The sequence below is a fragment of the Pseudomonas sp. Irchel 3A5 genome (assembly GCF_900187575.1).
Taxonomy (GTDB): Bacteria; Pseudomonadota; Gammaproteobacteria; order Pseudomonadales; family Pseudomonadaceae; genus Aquipseudomonas; species Aquipseudomonas folii.
Genome location: NZ_FYDU01000012.1, coordinates 183,646 through 199,427, shown reverse-complemented (window position 1 = coordinate 199,427; position 15,782 = coordinate 183,646). Strand labels below are relative to the sequence as shown.

At 58.5% G+C, this 15,782-nt stretch carries 18 protein-coding genes; 14 read left to right on the top strand and 4 right to left on the bottom strand.

Going from position 1 to position 15,782, the window contains the following annotated elements:
• Positions 1-31: 31 nt before the first annotated feature.
• The 11 genes from CKW31_RS20355 to CKW31_RS20305 all read left to right on the top strand — a co-directional run bounded on the left by CKW31_RS20355 (position 32) and on the right by CKW31_RS20305 (position 9,000).
• Positions 32-463, top strand: coding sequence for an acetyl-CoA carboxylase biotin carboxyl carrier protein subunit (locus CKW31_RS20355; protein ID WP_095099149.1), 432 nt, complete (start codon positions 32-34; stop codon positions 461-463).
• 27 nt (positions 464-490) lie between these two features.
• Positions 491-1,843, top strand: a complete 1,353-nt coding sequence (gene accC / locus CKW31_RS20350; protein WP_095099146.1) for an acetyl-CoA carboxylase biotin carboxylase subunit — start codon at positions 491-493, stop codon at positions 1,841-1,843.
• Entirely contained in the window at positions 1,840-2,511 is a 672-nt protein-coding gene (gene pxpB, locus CKW31_RS20345; RefSeq protein WP_095099143.1) for a 5-oxoprolinase subunit PxpB, read from the top strand. The genes accC and pxpB overlap by 4 nt, the downstream gene beginning before the upstream one ends.
• Positions 2,508-3,479 carry a biotin-dependent carboxyltransferase family protein gene (locus CKW31_RS20340; protein WP_095099140.1) on the top strand — a complete coding sequence of 324 codons (972 nt, stop codon included), beginning with the start codon at positions 2,508-2,510 and terminating at the stop codon, positions 3,477-3,479. Before pxpB ends, CKW31_RS20340 begins: the two co-directional genes overlap by 4 nt.
• A 10-nt stretch (positions 3,480-3,489) precedes the next feature.
• Complete coding sequence (locus tag CKW31_RS20335; protein ID WP_095099137.1) at positions 3,490-3,912, top strand: biotin/lipoyl-containing protein; 423 nt, start codon at positions 3,490-3,492, stop codon at positions 3,910-3,912.
• The gene (locus CKW31_RS20330) at positions 3,909-4,676 is read left to right on the top strand and encodes a LamB/YcsF family protein (RefSeq protein WP_095099134.1); all 768 of its coding nucleotides are present in this window, start codon (positions 3,909-3,911) and stop codon (positions 4,674-4,676) included. The genes CKW31_RS20335 and CKW31_RS20330 overlap by 4 nt, the downstream gene beginning before the upstream one ends.
• Before the next feature lie 377 nt (positions 4,677-5,053).
• Positions 5,054-5,806, top strand: a complete 753-nt coding sequence (locus CKW31_RS20325; RefSeq protein WP_095099130.1) for an SDR family oxidoreductase — start codon at positions 5,054-5,056, stop codon at positions 5,804-5,806.
• 104 nt (positions 5,807-5,910) lie between these two features.
• Positions 5,911-6,609 (top strand): amino acid ABC transporter permease, encoded by a 699-nt coding sequence (locus tag CKW31_RS20320; RefSeq protein WP_095099127.1) that lies wholly within the window; start codon positions 5,911-5,913, stop codon positions 6,607-6,609.
• Positions 6,610-6,615: 6 nt separating this feature from the next.
• The gene (locus CKW31_RS20315; RefSeq protein WP_095099123.1) at positions 6,616-7,359 is read left to right on the top strand and encodes an amino acid ABC transporter permease; all 744 of its coding nucleotides are present in this window, start codon (positions 6,616-6,618) and stop codon (positions 7,357-7,359) included.
• A gap of 22 nt (positions 7,360-7,381) precedes the next feature.
• Positions 7,382-8,110, top strand: coding sequence for an amino acid ABC transporter ATP-binding protein (locus CKW31_RS20310; protein WP_176469934.1), 729 nt, complete (start codon positions 7,382-7,384; stop codon positions 8,108-8,110).
• A 56-nt stretch (positions 8,111-8,166) separates the two neighbouring features.
• Positions 8,167-9,000, top strand: a complete 834-nt coding sequence (locus CKW31_RS20305) for an ABC transporter substrate-binding protein (RefSeq protein WP_095099117.1) — start codon at positions 8,167-8,169, stop codon at positions 8,998-9,000.
• Positions 9,001-9,201: 201 nt separating this feature from the next.
• Here CKW31_RS20305 and CKW31_RS20300 read toward each other — a convergent pair whose 3' ends face one another.
• Positions 9,202-11,013 (bottom strand): ABC transporter ATP-binding protein, encoded by a 1,812-nt coding sequence (locus CKW31_RS20300; RefSeq protein ID WP_095099114.1) that lies wholly within the window; start codon positions 11,011-11,013, stop codon positions 9,202-9,204.
• Between the two features lie 254 nt (positions 11,014-11,267).
• Between CKW31_RS20300 and CKW31_RS20295 the strand changes: the two genes are divergently transcribed.
• Entirely contained in the window at positions 11,268-11,702 is a 435-nt protein-coding gene (locus CKW31_RS20295; protein ID WP_095099111.1) for a DUF1810 domain-containing protein, read from the top strand.
• 50 nt (positions 11,703-11,752) lie between these two features.
• Positions 11,753-11,983 carry a DUF6555 family protein gene (locus CKW31_RS20290; protein WP_246475477.1) on the top strand — a complete coding sequence of 77 codons (231 nt, stop codon included), beginning with the start codon at positions 11,753-11,755 and terminating at the stop codon, positions 11,981-11,983.
• Here the strand turns inward: CKW31_RS20290 and CKW31_RS20285 are convergent.
• Positions 11,980-13,077, bottom strand: a complete 1,098-nt coding sequence (locus CKW31_RS20285) for a DUF1615 domain-containing protein (RefSeq protein WP_176469933.1) — start codon at positions 13,075-13,077, stop codon at positions 11,980-11,982. The genes CKW31_RS20290 and CKW31_RS20285 overlap by 4 nt on opposite strands.
• Positions 13,078-13,241: 164 nt before the next feature.
• On the bottom strand, positions 13,242-14,150 hold the full coding sequence (gene glsB, locus CKW31_RS20280; protein ID WP_095099105.1) for a glutaminase B: 909 nt from the start codon (positions 14,148-14,150) through the stop codon (positions 13,242-13,244).
• A gap of 250 nt (positions 14,151-14,400) precedes the next feature.
• Between glsB and CKW31_RS20275 the strand changes: the two genes are divergently transcribed.
• A complete protein-coding gene (locus CKW31_RS20275) occupies positions 14,401-15,012 on the top strand; it encodes a hypothetical protein (RefSeq protein WP_095099102.1) in 612 nt (203 codons plus the stop codon).
• Between the two features lie 169 nt (positions 15,013-15,181).
• Here CKW31_RS20275 and pnuC read toward each other — a convergent pair whose 3' ends face one another.
• Entirely contained in the window at positions 15,182-15,775 is a 594-nt protein-coding gene (pnuC, locus tag CKW31_RS20270) for a nicotinamide riboside transporter PnuC (RefSeq protein ID WP_095099099.1), read from the bottom strand.
• Positions 15,776-15,782 lie beyond the last annotated feature (7 nt).

The window sequence follows — 15,782 nt, the reverse complement described above, 5'->3', positions numbered from 1 at the left end:
TACGGCAAGCTGCAAAGGTAAAGGCAAGGGTATGGATCAAGAACGCATCAAGGCACTGATCGAGTTGCTGGCCGAGTCCGACCTGATCGAACTGAGCCTCACGGAAGGCGATAGCACGCTGCGCCTGTTCAAAGATGCCGCGAATGGCACCGTGCAAAGTACACCTGCAAAGATTGCGGCTGCCAAAGCGCCGAAAACATCCGTCAAGGCGGTCAATCCGGTTGCTGGCAATGGCGAGGTTAAAGCCAGCCTGTACGGCGTACTGCACCTGACCCCGGCAGCCGGTGAAGCACCTTTCGTGAAAGTCGGCGACACCGTCGAAGCAGGGCAAACCCTGGCGATTCTTGAAGCGATGAAGATGTTCCACCCGCTCAAAGCGTCTCACGCTGGCATTGTCGAAGCGATCCTGGCCAGCGGCGGCACGGAGGTTGAATCCGGCCAGCCATTGTTTCGCCTGGTTTGATCCCCCCGTATTTTTTAGGTGCTCACAATGTTCAATAAAGTGCTGATCGCCAACCGCGGCGAAATTGCCCTGCGTATCCAGCGCGCCTGTCGGGGCCTGGGGCTGAAAACCGTAGTCGTATACTCCGAGGCTGACCGCCACGCGCAATACGTCACTCAGGCTGACGAAGCCTTGTGCATTGGCCCCGCAGCGCCGACCCACAGTTACCTGAATCAGGCCGCCCTGCTGTTTGCCGCACAGGTTAGCGGCACTCAGGCGATACACCCTGGCTACGGTTTTTTGTCCGAGAACGCCGACTTTGCAGAGCGCATTGAAGCAGCAGGTCTGACGTTTATCGGCCCCAGCGCAGAGTGCATCCGCACCATGGGTGACAAGGTCGCCGCCAAGCGGGCGATGCGCGAAGCCGGTGTACCCTGTGTTCCGGGGCCGGACTCAAGCATGTCCAGCGACCCGCAGGCGATTCTCGCCGTGGCCCGTGAGATCGGTTATCCGGTGATTGTCAAAGCCGCTGGCGGCGGCGGTGGCCGTGGCATGCGCGTGGTCCAGCAAGAAGCGGAATTACTCGACGCTATTGCCCTGACCCGGGAAGAAGCCCGTCTGGCCTTCGGTAATCCCGAGCTGTATATCGAAAAGTTTCTCGGCCACCCGCGCCATGTGGAAATCCAGGTGCTGTGCGATGCCTATGGCAATGCGGTGTGGCTGGGTAGCCGCGACTGCTCGTTGCAGCGTCGCCATCAGAAGGTGCTCGAAGAAGCCCCGGCTCCCGGCATCGATCCACAGCTGATCGCACATGTAGGCGAACGCTGTGTGAAGGCCTGTCAGCAGATCGGGTATCGCGGCGTGGGCACCTTTGAGTTTCTCTACGAAGACGGCCAGTTCTTCTTCATTGAAATGAATACACGTTTACAGGTCGAGCATCCGGTGACCGAGATGACCACTGGCATCGACATCGTTCAGCAGCAGATACGCATGGCCCGTGGTGAACGTCTGGAATTAAGTCAGGCAGATATCGTCACCAGCGGTCACTCGCTGGAGTGCCGGATCAACGCCGAGAACCCGATCAGTTTCATGCCAACGCCGGGGCAAGTCACCCGCTGGGAAGTGCCCGGCGGTTTTGGCGTGCGCGTCGACTCCCATGTCACCACGGGCTATCGCGTGCCGCCCTATTACGACTCGATGGTCGCCAAGGTCATCAGCCACGGCGCAACCCGGGAAGAAGCCCTGGCGCGCATGCGTCTGGCGCTCAGCGAGCTGTACGTCGAAGGCATCTCCACCAATATCCCTTTGCACCGGGAAATCCTCGACGATCCGGCGTTCTGCGCCGGTGGCGTCGACATTCATCATCTTGAGCACTGGTTAAAGCAACGGAGCCCGCAATGAGCATCGCTCTCCCGGACACGCGTCCGACCATCAGCTTGTTGGGCACCACCGCCCTGCTCTTCGAAGCGCCGGGCAGCCTTGATCTCGCTCCGCAACAACGCATCTGGGCCATGGCCCGAGTGACGGAACAATGGCCGGAAATCCGTGAATCGGTGCCGGGCATGAACAACCTGATGCTGACTTTCAACGTCCCGCCGCGCCACTTGAGCGCCTTGACCGAACGCCTGCTGCAAGCTTGGGAAGCCAGCGAGCCGCTGCCGCTTGAGGGTCGAATCATTGAATTGCCAGTGGTGTATGGCGGCGAGTTCGGTCCGCACATGGCTGACGTGATCGAACACACCGGGCTGGATATTGAAACCATCGCGCACCTGCACAGTGAACCGCTGTACCCGGTGTATGCCTTGGGGAGCCACCCCGGTTACTGCTACCTGGGCGGCATGGATCCGCGCATCGCCACGCCCCGCCGCAAGGTACCGGTACTGAGCATTGGCGCAGGCGCAGTATCCATCGGCGGCGTGCAGACCGGCGTTTCTGCCTCCGCAGGCCCGAGCGGCTGGAACACCATTGGCCGCACCGAAATGGTGTTTTTCGACCCCGCTCAATCCCCGCCGGCGCTATTGCAGCCGGGCGATCTGTTGCGCTTCCGCATCGAGAGGATCATTCGATGATCGAGATTTTATCCGCCACCGCACTGGCCACCGTTCAGGACCTGGGCCGCATTGGCAGTCTGGGCTACGGCGTGGGCACCTCAGGTGCCATGGACACTCTGGCGGTGGCGACCGGCAATATTTTGCTGGGCAATGCCGAAAACGCAGCCGCCATCGAGATTCCGGTATTCCCCTTCGAAGTGCGCCTGCTTGAAGACTGCGCCTTTGCCGTGACGGGGGCCGCCTGTCCTTCAAGTCTGGATGGTGTTGGCTTTCCCCCTAACTGGGTGATGCAGGGCTTGAAAGGCCAGACGCTGACAATTAATCAACCAGTTGCTGGCTGCCGTGCTTACTTGTGCCTGGCGGGTGGTATAGACGTTCCGATGGTGCTGGGTTCGCGCAGCACTCAACTGCGGGGCGAATTCGGCGGCTTTCAGGGCCGGGCCCTGCAGCAAGGTGATCAACTGGCTGCCGCTGCGCCGGGACTGCTCCCCCGTTCTGTGGATTTTGGCGTGCTGAGCCCGACTCATGCGCTGCCACTCAGCGTCGACGGGGTTGTCGCCATGCGTGTGCTGCCTGCTGCGGAATATCAGGCGTTCAAGGCTGATTCCCGGGCCTCGTTCTGGAGCGATGACTGGAAGATCACCTCACAGAGCAACCGTTACGGTTTCCGTCTGGAAGGCACGCCAATCCTGCCCGAGCAGGCCATGGAAGTCCGCTCCCACGGCATCGTGCCCGGTGTGATTCAGGTGCCTCACGGTGGCCAGCCGATCATTCAGATGCGCGATGCCCAGCCCAGCGGCGGTTACCCGAAATTCGGCACTGTGATCGAGGCTGATCTGTGGCGTCTGGGTCAGGCCGCCATTGGCAGCCGGATTCGTTTCATCGAATGCAGTTATGACCAGGCGCTGGATGCTCTTGAGCAAAATCAGGCTTATCTGGCCGAAGTGCGACGCCTTGTGGCCCTGCAGAATCTAGCCCGGCGCTGAGGAGCGAAGCATGAACATTGAACAGATTCGCCAATTGGTAGCTGACCTGACAGCCGCCGGTTTGTCCGGCGCAGAAATCGACAAACCAGGGTTCAAGCTGAGTTTGAAGCGTGGTGTCGTGAGCCAGCCAGCGGCAATTGCAGAGGAATTCGAGGTCGGACCTGAGCTGAACGCACACCAGATCAAGGCAACCGGTGTGGGCCGCTTGCTGAGCGCGCATCCTGACGACGGCATCGTGCTCGCGCCAGTGGGCGGTGACATTCAGGCAGGCCAGCGGGTCGCGTTTCTGGCCGTGGGCAACCTGCTTCTCCCCGTGCACAGCCCTCATAGCGGTCAGGTTTCCAGCGTTCTGGTAGCCAATGACACAACAGTCAGCTATGGCCAGCCGTTGATCAACCTTTCACCCTATGACGCCGAAGCGGTGCAACCATGAAGATTGATTTGAATGCCGACATGGGCGAAGGCTTCGGTGCCTGGCGCATGGGCGAAGACGAAGCACTGATGGAGATCATTTCCTCGGCCAACGTCGCCTGTGGCTTCCATGCCGGTGACCCGTTGATCATGAATAACACTGCACTGATGGCCAAAGCCAAAGGCATCGATCTGGGGGCCCACGTCGGCTTCCCCGACCTGGTGGGTTTTGGCCGTCGGCAGATGAATATCGAGATCAAAGAGCTGTGCACCTACGTGACGTATCAACTGGGCTCCCTGGCCGCCATCGCCCGGGTTGCCGGGCATCACATGACGCACATGAGCTTTCATGGCGCGCTGGGCAACATGGTCGCTGCCGATGCTGACCTGGCGGCGCAGTTGATTCGTACGGTGGCGGCGTTCGATCCCGAGATCATCGTCAGCTCGTCCAGCAGCCGCGCCATTGAAACAGCTGCCAGTCGGTGCAATCTGCGAGTCGCCACAACCTTTCTGGCCGACCGCGCCTATGACGACGATTGTCTATTGGTGCCGCGCAAGATCGCCAACTCGGTGATCAAAAACCCCGTCGCTGTGCTGCAGCGGGTTCGCCAATTGCTCGAAGACGGCACCATGACCAGCATCAGCGGCAAGGTGATCGAGGTCAGCGCATGCTCGATATTGCTCCACGGGGATACCCCAGGCGCAGTCGAACTGGCGCGTACCGTGCGCGATGAGATCGAGTCGGCAGGCGGACAGATCGTGCCGATCAGTCGGTTGATGGCGTGAGTGCGAGGTAATCAGTGCTCCCGCTAAATGCCGCAGAACCTTTGGAAGATTCTTTGCTCACCCGCAACTGACGTGGGACCGGCTTTAGCCGGGAAGGCGGCATTTCTGACGATAAGATGTAGTGGATGTACTGGCCTCCTCCCGGCTAAAGCCGGTCCCACGTCATCAGTGATCCGGTGGGAGCGGTGCTGGTCTGGCCGGCATTCCACTCAAGCTGTTCGGGTTCACTAAGCGTCATAAGAGACGCTTATAGCCTCACAGCCATTCCGTCTTGGTCGGCAGGGTTGGGGCTGGATAGAGTCGATACATCAGCAAAACAACCGTATTGAACGCTCGCTGGACAGACCGGCGAGCCAATGGATTCAGAGGTACACGCAATGCCATTTTCCGATTACAAAACCGCGCTGGTCACCGGTGCTTCTTCCGGGATCGGTGCCGCCGTGGTTGAGCGCCTGTGTCAGGAAGGCATTGAAGTTCACGCCATTGCCCGCAGCGCCGACAAGCTCGCCGAACTGGCGGCACGCACCGGCTGCATCGCCCACGCCATCGACGTGACCGACCTGCCAGCCCTGACCACGCTCTTCGAACAACACAGCTTCGACATTCTGGTCAACAACGCCGGGGTGGATCGTCCGGGTTCGATTCTCGCCGCAGACGCCGAAGGCATCGACTTCCTGATCAACGTCAACCTGCGCGCTGTGCTGCATCTGGCCCGTCTGGCACTGCCCGACATGGTCGAGCGCGACAGCGGTCACATCATCAATATCAGCTCCATCGCCGCGGCCTACAACTTCGGCGGCAACTCCACTTATCACGCGACCAAAGCAGCCGTCAGCATGCTTTCGCGCCAACTGCGCATCGATGCATTCGGCAAGCGTGTACGCGTCACCGAAATCTGTCCTGGCCGGGTGGCCACTGACATCTTTGCCCATGTGCATGGCGACTCCGAAGAAACCTACAAACGCTTCGTCGAAGGCTTCGAATTGCCGGTGGCTGCCGACATCGCCAATGCCATCGCCTTCGCGATCGCAGCGCCGGTTGCAGTGAACATCGGCCACATGGAAATCACCCCGACGCTGCAAGTACCCGGCGGCCTGTCCACGGCCCGCCCGCAAGACTATCAAGGTTGAGTTCAGCCCAAGCGACCAGAACGGACTGATCCGTCAATGCGCTCTTTGGCCAGGCCAGTGCCTGGCACTTTTTCTGCCCCTACCAATGCCGATAGGGATTGACCATGAATGACTTCGATCTGGCCCCGATCCTGACTGGCGAGTACGCCGAACTGATCGTCAAGGGCATCGAAATGACGTTGCAACTGGCGCTGTTCGCCTGGTGCCTGGCCATGCTGCTCGCCCTGATTCTGGTGACGGTGCGCCTGACCGGCAACAAGTACGCCAATGGTCTGGTGGCGGCATACGTTTCCTACCACCGCAATGTGCCGACGCTGGTGCAATTGATGCTCTGGTACTTCGGTATTCCCACACTGCTGTCGACCTCCACTCAGGTCTGGCTGGCGGGCTACAACACAGAGTATCTGTTTTCGGTCATCGCGCTGGGTCTGTGTCAGGCCGCCTACTTCAGCGAAGACATTCGCAGCGGGCTGCGCGCCATTCCAGCCGGGCAAACCGAAGCGTCACGAGCGCTGGGCATGGGCTATGTGCGCTCAATGCGTTACGTGATCCTGCCGCAAGGGGTGCGCAACTGCCTGCCATCCCTGATCAATCACACCGTGCTGCTGTTCAAGAACACCAGCCTCGCCATGGCCATTGGCGTGATGGAGTTGACCTACGCCACTCGCGAAGTCGAGAACTACACGTTCCGCACCTTTGAATCCTTTCTGGTCGCCTCGGTGGTTTACCTGGCCTTTTCGCTGTTGCTGATGGGCCTTGGCGCCCTGCTGGCCAAGCGATTCAACAAAGCCCTGGCGAGGTAAGCGAGCATGTTCGATATCTTCACGATCCTTCAGCAGAACTGGACGCTGTTCCTTATTGGCCAATACCCGCACGGGCCGCTGGGCGGTCTGGCGGCGACGCTGATTCTCGCGGTTCTGGCGCTGATCTTCGCTTTCCCGCTCGGCCTGCTGCTGGCGGTGGCGCGAATTTCTCCCTGGGGCCCGCTGCGCTGGTTCTCGACAGTCTGGGTTTACGTACTGCGCGGCATCCCGTTGCTGATGGTGATCTTCTGGACCTACTTTCTGGTGCCCTTGCTGATCGGGCACAACATCACCGGCTTCACCACCATGCTGTGCACGCTGGTGATCTACCAGAGCGCTTACTTGTGCGAAATCATTCGCGGCAGCATTCAGGCGTTGCCGAGCGGCCAGTACGAAGCGTCCCGCGCACTGGGCATGGGCTACATGCGCACTACAATCTGGGTGATTCTGCCCCAGGCACTTTATAACGCCCTGCCCAGCCTGCTCAGCCAGTTCATCTCGATCATCAAGGAAACCTCGCTGGGTTACGTGATCAACGTGCAGGAAATCACCTTCGCCGCCAATCAGGTCAACAACCAGTTGCTGACCAAACCGTTCCAGGTGTTTTTCATCCTTGCCGTCATCTACTACCTGCTGTGTTTCGCCCTGACTCATCTGGCCGACTGGCTGGAGCGGCGTATTGCCCGCAAGCGTCTGGGCACCGTAACTGCTGCCGCCGTCGACAGCCCTTTGCTGACTCCCATTAATTGAAGAGGGCTGACCCATGCGTCCAATGATCATGTTTTCCAACGTCAACAAGTGGTACGGCGAGTACCAGGCCCTCACCAACCTCACTGCGCAAGTGAACACCGGTGAAGTAGTGGTGCTGTGCGGCCCGTCGGGTTCAGGCAAATCAACCCTGATCCGTACCGTCAACCGCCTGGAAGATATCCAGGAAGGCCAGATCCTGTTCGATGGCCAGGACGTGAACGGCACCGATGCCAACGTCAATCGCCTGCGCAGCCGGGTGGGATTCGTGTTTCAGAGCTTCAACCTGTTCCCGCATCTGTCCGTACTGGACAACATCATTCTGTCTCCCACCAAGACCCTTGGTCTCAAGGGCTCGACTGCCAAACAGCGGGCCATGCAGCTTCTGGACCGGGTGGGCCTGGCGCACAAGGCTGGCGCTTACCCGGCGCAACTGTCCGGCGGCCAGCAGCAGCGCGTGGCGATTGCCCGCGCCCTGGCCATGGAGCCACCAGTGATGCTGTTCGATGAACCGACCAGCGCTCTGGACCCGGAAATGGTCGGCGAAGTCCTGAGCGTCATGAAAGGCCTGGCCAAAGACGGCATGACCATGATGTGCGTGACCCACGAGATGAACTTCGCCCGCGAAGTCGCTGACACCATCTGGTTCATGGACGCCGGGCAGATCCTTGAAAAAAGCGACCCGGAAAGTTTTTTCAGCCAACCCCGACACCCTCGTGCCCAGCGCTTCATCGCTGACCTGCGGGCGCACTGATTTAAAAACTGCTGCTGGACCTGCTCTCAACTCATCCTGAATTTCTGGAGTTTCCCATGCTTATCAAGCATTTGCTCGCCACTGTAGCCTTGAGTCCCTTGGCAGTCACCCTCGCCCATGCCGATCAACTGAGCGACATCATGGCCAAGCAGTCATTGAGCTGCGGCGTGTACGCCGATGTTCCGCCATTTTCCGCACCGGATCCGAAAACTCGTGAGCTGGTGGGCATGGATGTGGACCTGTGTACTGCGCTGGCAAAGAAGCTCGGCGTCAAGCTGGAGCTCAAGCCCATGTCGGTTGAAGCACGGATCCCGGAAGTGAAAATGGGCCGCGTTGACGTGCTGTTCGCCAACCTGGCGTACACCAAGACCCGCGCTGACCAGATCCAGTTCAGCGACCCGTACTACATTGCCAAGGAAACCCTGGTGGTTCACGCGGTCAATGCCGACAAGGACAAGGCGTTCTTCAAGGGCAAACGCATCAGCTCCACCAAGGGCTCGACTTCCGAGCAATCCATCCGGATTGCTGAAGCCATCCCCGTGACCTTCCAGGACACCGGCTCGGCCTACATGGCGTTGCAGCAGAACAAGGTCTTGGGCCTGGTCACCAACACCATGACCGCCATCAAGCTGGTCAATCAGGCCAAGGCGTCCGGCATTGAACTGGCCATTGCCAAAGAACCCATGGCCCTTGAGCCGATAGGTGCAGGCATGCGCAAGGATGAGCCTGCCTTCCTCGCCAAGGTCAATGAATCACTGAAAGCCATGGATGACGCCGGTGAAATCGACGCCATCTGGGAACGCTGGATCGGCCCGAACACCGAATACAAGATGGTTCGGGAAGACAAAGTGCAGAGCCTGAGCGCACTGAAGTTTGATCCGTTGCCTTGATGGGTTAATGCGCTGCACTACGTGTGTGGCAGACTCTTTTTCTGCCTGCTGGCTCAGACCTTTGTGGGAGCGGAGCTTGCTCGCGATAAGGCTAGATGCGATTGACCTGTTATCTATGTCGTCCTTATCGCGGGCAAGCACCGCTCCCACAGGTTTTTTGCGCAATTCTGCGAGATGCAATCAACCTGATGAGCCGATCACTTACCGATACCCACGCGCCTGCAAATCAAACAACTCGGCATAGCGGCCGCCCGCTGCCACCAGGCTGGCATGATCACCCCGTTCCAGCACCCTGCCCTGATCCAGCACCACGATATGTTCAGCGTTGCGCACGCTAGAAAAACGGTGGGAAATCAGCAATGTCATGCGCCCTTTGGCGTATTCCCGGAAGTGATCGAACACCGCCGCTTCCGCCCCGGCATCCAGTGCAGCGGTCGGTTCATCCAGGATCAGAATATCGGCGTTACGGCGCATGTAGGCCCGGGACAAAGCGATTTTCTGCCATTGCCCGCCCGACAGCTCCTGCCCTCCGGCGAACCACCTGCCCAATTGGGTGGCGTAGCCTTTGTCCAGACGCTCGATGAACTCCGCCGCCATGCCCTGGCCGGCAGCTTCGCGCCAACGATTTTCTTCAGTAAAAGCGTCGATATCCCCCACCCCCAGGTTTTCGCCAACCACGAACTGGTAGCGAATGTAATCCTGAAAAATCACCCCGATGCGCCGACGCAATGCATCTTCGTTCCAGTCATTGAGGTCGCTGCCGTCGAGCAGGATGCGACCCTGATTGGGCCGATACAGGCGGGTCAGCAATTTGATCAATGTGGTTTTACCGGAGCCGTTCTCGCCGACCAGCGCCACACTGCGGCCCGGAGCCAAATGCAGGTCGATGCTCTCCAGCGTCATGTGACTGGAGCCGGGATAACTGAAGCTCACGTTTTCAAAACGCAGACCATCGCCTGGCAGCACACCCTCGGTGATATGGCCGGTTTCCACAGGTACGGGTTGCCCGAGGTATTCGTAGAGATCGGCCAGATACAAACCGTCTTCGTACAGACCGCTGATTGCGCTGAGGCTGCTGCTGACGGCGCTTTGTCCCTGCTTGAACAGCACCAGGTACATGGTCATCTGCCCCAGAGTGATCTTCCCGTGCACCGCGTCGATCACGATCCAGGCGTAGGCCAGATAGAACGCGCTAGTGCCCAACAGACCGAGCAGAAAGCCCCAGCCGTCGCGGCGCAGGGTGAGCTTACGGTCTTCGGCGTACAACCGCTGGAAGGTGTCGCGATAACGCTGCATCAGCAAGGGTCCGAAGCCAAACAGCTTGACCTCCTTGATGTAGGTTTCGTGGGACAGCAGGGTCTCGATGTAATTCTGCTGACGGCTTTCAGGGGCACGACGAGTGAACAGTCGGAATGCATCACCCGAGAAATGCGCCTCGGCAAAGAACACGGGCAGTGCGCCGATTACCAGAATCAACAGCGCCCACGGCGAAAAGTGCACCAGCAAAATACCGAAGCTGACCAGAGAAATCAGGTTCTGGATTAATCCGAGAGACTTGGTTACCAACGCCAAAGGCCGGGTCGAGGCCTCGCGACGGACCCGCACCAGCTTGTCGTAAAACTCGGAATCTTCGAACTGGATCAGTGACAGGGTCTGGGCCTTCTCCAGAATCAGCGTATTAACCTTCTGCCCCAGCTGTACACGCAATAGCGATTGCTGCACGGACAGCGCCCGCTGAGTGCCAGCCAGCAACGCCAGCACGCCTGCCTCCAGCAACACGTAACGCAACACCGGCCACAACGGCGCATCGCCCGCCGCCGCATGCAATTGCATGGCAGCCACTACGGCATCGACGATACGCTGGCCAAGCCAGGCAGCCAGCGCTGGCAACACACCTGCCATCAACGTGGCGACAATCAAGCCGATCGACAAACCTCGGGATGTGGTCCAGACCAACCCCATGGCACGGCGTGCCTGATCGAGAAAAGCGGTAAAGCGACTGACAACGGGCATGCGTGGGGCTCTGAATGGCTGGAATGAAAATCTGCTGGTGATGACAGTTGTAGCTCACCAGCATCAGACAACATGCAAACTACTGGATTGAAATGCATTTTCTGTAGGAGCTGCCGAAGGCTGCGAAGCATTTATCCTGACACATCGCAATCGCAGCCTTCGGTAGCTCTTACAGGTCCTGTGTTTGCTTCACGACAAGCTCCTGAGCATGCTAACGACTAGACTCACATCATAAGCCCCCGAGGACCCAAGACATGGAAGACACCTACAATTTGCAGCGTTTCGTCGATGCGCAAGACCCGGTATTTGAACAAGTGCTCAAAGAGTTGAGCGCTGGCCGCAAGCAGAGCCACTGGATGTGGTACGTGTTCCCGCAAATCAGCGGCCTGGGCCATAGCGAAATGGCCCGTCGGTATGCCATCACCTGCCTGGACGAAGCCCAGGCCTATCTTGCGCATCCGCTTCTGGGAGCACGTCTGGAGCAATGCGCGAAAATTATCGAACCGCACATACAATGGACGGCGCGGCAGATATTTGGGTCCCCGGATGATCTGAAGCTGCATTCGAGCATGACCCTGTTCGCCAACGCTGCACCTCAACGCAAAGTCTTTCAAGGTGTGCTCGATACGTTCTTCGACGGCAACCACGACGCCAGCACACTGGAGAAAATCAGCAATCGCAACAATTGAACTATCAGAAAGCCACTAGTGTCATAGCGCTATCACCCATGGAGCGCTTTATGGCAGTTAGCCGACACTTCGAGATCCGCTACCGGATCCACGGGCAAGTAAAACTGTTCGTACAAATTGACTCGCAAATGACTGACACCGACGCCTGGTACTATGCCTGCCTGCACGCAGGTATTGGCGTCCTGCACAGCCTGTCTCCGCCCCCCGAAGAAATTATCCTGCTCAGGCAGCACGCGGAACGCTCTGGATTGACCGACGTCAGCTGGCAAGAACAAACCTAGCGCCCTGCTCGCTGCACGCACCGTTCGCGCCGATCATCAACCCTTTCCGCAAACCACGCGGTAGTCAGGTCGCGAGTGATCTTCGGACTTTGCAGCGTGATGCCCGGCAGAATCGCCCGAGGCAGCGGTTTGCCAGCGGCCTGCTCGGCGAGTTCGAAGACCCGCTCGTACACTTCAGTCTTCTGAAAATCCAGCGTATCGCCCTGCTTGAGCTGGCTGAAAATCGCCGAGTTGCTCATATCCAGACGTTTGCCCAGCGAGCGAATCGCCAGCTCGGTGGCGCCGGGTGACGTCGAGTCGTAGCGAATCAAGTCACCGTCAAGCGCCAGTTTAACGCCCGTTGCGCGGCTGACAGCACTTTGAAAAGCGGCATTGCGACTGGCATACCAGCCTGCATTGAAATCGGCGAAGCGGTATAGCGATTGCGGATAATCTGCCGGGTAGCCCAGCAAATGCGCGATCCCGAAATACATGCCCCCACGTCGGCTGAATACTTCGCGGCGAATTGTACCGTCTACCGGGTACGGATAACCCTTGGCCTGCTTCTCTGCGAAGGCAATGCTCACCTGCATAGGCCCGCCGGTATGTACCGGGTTCAAGCTGCCAAACAGCGTCTGCCCCAAAGGCACCATGCCAATGAAATCATCAAAGATCGCGCTGAGGTCCTTCTCGGTACGTGCAGCTTCCAGTCGCGCGGCATAGGTTTTACCGTCAGGCGAGCGGATTTTCAGCGCACGGTTAATCAGCATCTGCGGAATGTGCAATCGGGCGGCGCGGCGGTCTATTTCACCCCGAGCAATTCTCGCCATCCCCGGTACGGCCGGATCGACCTGATAAGTGGATTCCTGCTCGGTGACTGCCAGTACAGAACACAGGTTTTCCGTGCTGGGCTCCAATTCCTGCGCGGTAAACGCCGTCTGAATGTCAGCGGCCCAGCCTTCCCGGTCCGGCGTTTTGGCAGGCATCAGGCGCACGATCTGCGCGCGGACCTGCCCCGGCGTCAGCTCTGGAGCCTGCTGACTGCGCTGAGTGCCGCAAGCAGCCAGCAACAAGCCGCCGAACGCTATCAGCAAGGGCTTGAGCACAGTAGACATATCGAGCGTAGACCCGAAAACCGGCAGCGATGATCGATTCAAAAGCATGCTTCTCCTGGCATTACTGAAATCGGAATCAGCGGAATGGGTGCTGATTCCAGTTCAATAGACCCGCTTAAAAGCGTGAATGCTCGAAGATTTCCTGAATGGCGACAAACCCGCCTTCAGAACACCGACCATTCAATGCGCGAACTGAGCTTTTCCAATGCCGCCATGCCAGCGAGAGAGTTGCCTGCAGCATTGAGCTCGGGGGACCAGACGCATACCGTGAAGCGTCCCGGCACTACGGCCACGATACCGCCACCTACCCCGCTCTTGCCCGGCAAACCCACGCGATAAGCGAAATTGCCCGCTTCGTCATAGAGCCCGCTGGTGGCCATGATCGAGTTGAGTTGCTTGGTCTGTCGAGCACTGAGGATTTGCTCACCGCTGTGCACGCAATAGCCTTGATTGGCGAGGAAACCAAAGGCACGCGCCAGATCAACGCAACTCATGCTCAAGGCGCAGTGATGAAAGTAACTGCGCAGGACCGCCTCGACTTCGCCGTGGAAGTTGTCGAACGACTTCATCAGATAGGCCGCCGCTGCGTTGCGTGAGCGGTGCTGGTATTCGGACTCGGCCACTTTCGAGTCGGAGATAATCTCGGGGTTGCCACACAGACGACGCACGAAGTCACGCATCGACAACGCGGGTGCCGCGAAACGTGACTGGTTGATGTCACAGATCACCAACGCCCCGGCGTTGATGAATGGATTACGCGGCCGACCTCGCTCGAACTCCAGCTGCACCAGGGAATTGAACGGCTGCCCGGAGGGCTCATGGCCCAACCGCTGCCAGATATCCTCACCGGAATGCCCGATGGCCTGCACCAGGCTGAAGACCTTGGAAATACTCTGGATAGAGAAACGCGTCTCGGCATCGCCTGCGCAATACAACTCACCGTCGTTGCCATACACGGCAATGCCCAATTGATTCGCAGGCACTTCACCCAGCGCCGGAATATAGTTGGCGACTTTTCCCATTCCGATCAAGGGACGTACTTCGTCGAGTATCTCGTTCAGCAACTTCTGCATGGATGCGCTCATTGTTTTCGGGACCGCATGCTAGACGATCAATGGGCGTAGCGCATCACACGCGGCATCATCCCCGGGTGAAAGTCATCTCGCCCAATTGTTTGCAAGTCAGACGGGCGTCAGGGTGCCGCAAGGCTAAGACCCAGGAAATATGCGACCTGCATCTTCAACCCGATCTGACCAAAAAAAGGCCCAGCTGCGCGACCTCCTGATATCGTTGCGTTTTTTTAACGACCCTGGGAGGCACACGATGCAGGTTACACTCAACAAAACCATCAGCAGTGGCTTGAAGTGTTTATCACTGATAGCAGCGGTATTTGTCGGGGGCTGCGTCATGATCCCGTATGAAACCCCGGAGGCCAAGGCAAAAATCGAACATGACCTCAAGCTTTCGCCGAGCGATATACAAGGCATAACCGAAACGAACTGGTGCCTCTACCCTTATGGCAGCAACCCCGCGTGCACGGTCACCAAAGGCTTGGGCGTATTGACCCGACAGGGTTTGATTCTGAGCCTGTATGAGGGAAAAACTTACAAACAGGCCCTGAAGTTGAAAAGCGAACAGATCAATTGTGCGAAGACCGTTGAAGGCCGCGATGCACAGGAAGTCTTTGTGGTGTTCACCGATCAAATGGGCGTCATGCTCGCACCGATCACGCCAGGCGGCCAATTGAACATGCCGTTGAAGATAAAGTTCTTCGACTATCTGATGAGTCGCAATCAGCCGGTATTCAAGGGAAAAGACGGCGTTTACGTCAAAGAAACCGATAAGCGTGAGTACGGTGGCGGAATGATCGCGGGGACCACCATTCCCTATGCAACCTCACACGCCATCTGGACGACTGTTAACCCCTGCCCATGAACTGCTGCCTACACTTTTTCATGATCTGCGCGACGGTAGGAGCTGCCGACCGAGGGCTGCGAAGCTTTTATCCTGACACACCGCCATCGCAGCCTTCGGCAGCTCCTACAAGTCCAATTTTACTATGCGACAGCGCGGTGCCATGGTCGTCGGAGCCGCATTTGCTGGTCTAAATCGCTGCGCTCAATCCTTTGCGGTGCGCTTCCTGACTCAACAAATCACGCCGCCAGGCGCGGTAGCCGTAGAACGCCAATACCACAAACCCTGCGTACAACCCGGCAGTCAGATCCAGGTCACGGTGCAGGTACATGCCAACGTAGACGCAGTCGAGCACGATCCACAACCACCAGCTCGCGACGTACTTGCGTGCAGCCCAGACGCTGGCGACGAGGCTGAAGGCTGTCAGCGACGCATCCAGCCACGGCACGACGGCGTCGGTAAAGTGCGCCATCAGACTCCCGAGAAGCACGGCGGCCAATGCACCGACGATCAGGTTCAACACAGCCGTGTGCAGCGGCAGGCGCGCCACATGCACTTTGCCGTTGTCCAGCCCTCCCTGACTCCAGCACCACCAGCCGTAGCCTTGAAGGAAGGCGAAAATCACCTGCAGCAACATGTCCGAATAGAGCTTTGCGTCGTAGAAGATCCACGCATACAACAACACCGCCACCACACTCACCGGCCAGCACCAACGAATCCGCTGGGTGGTGAGCCATACGCCGATGATGTTGATGAGCACCGCGATTATTTCCAGCGTTGACATGGTTTGC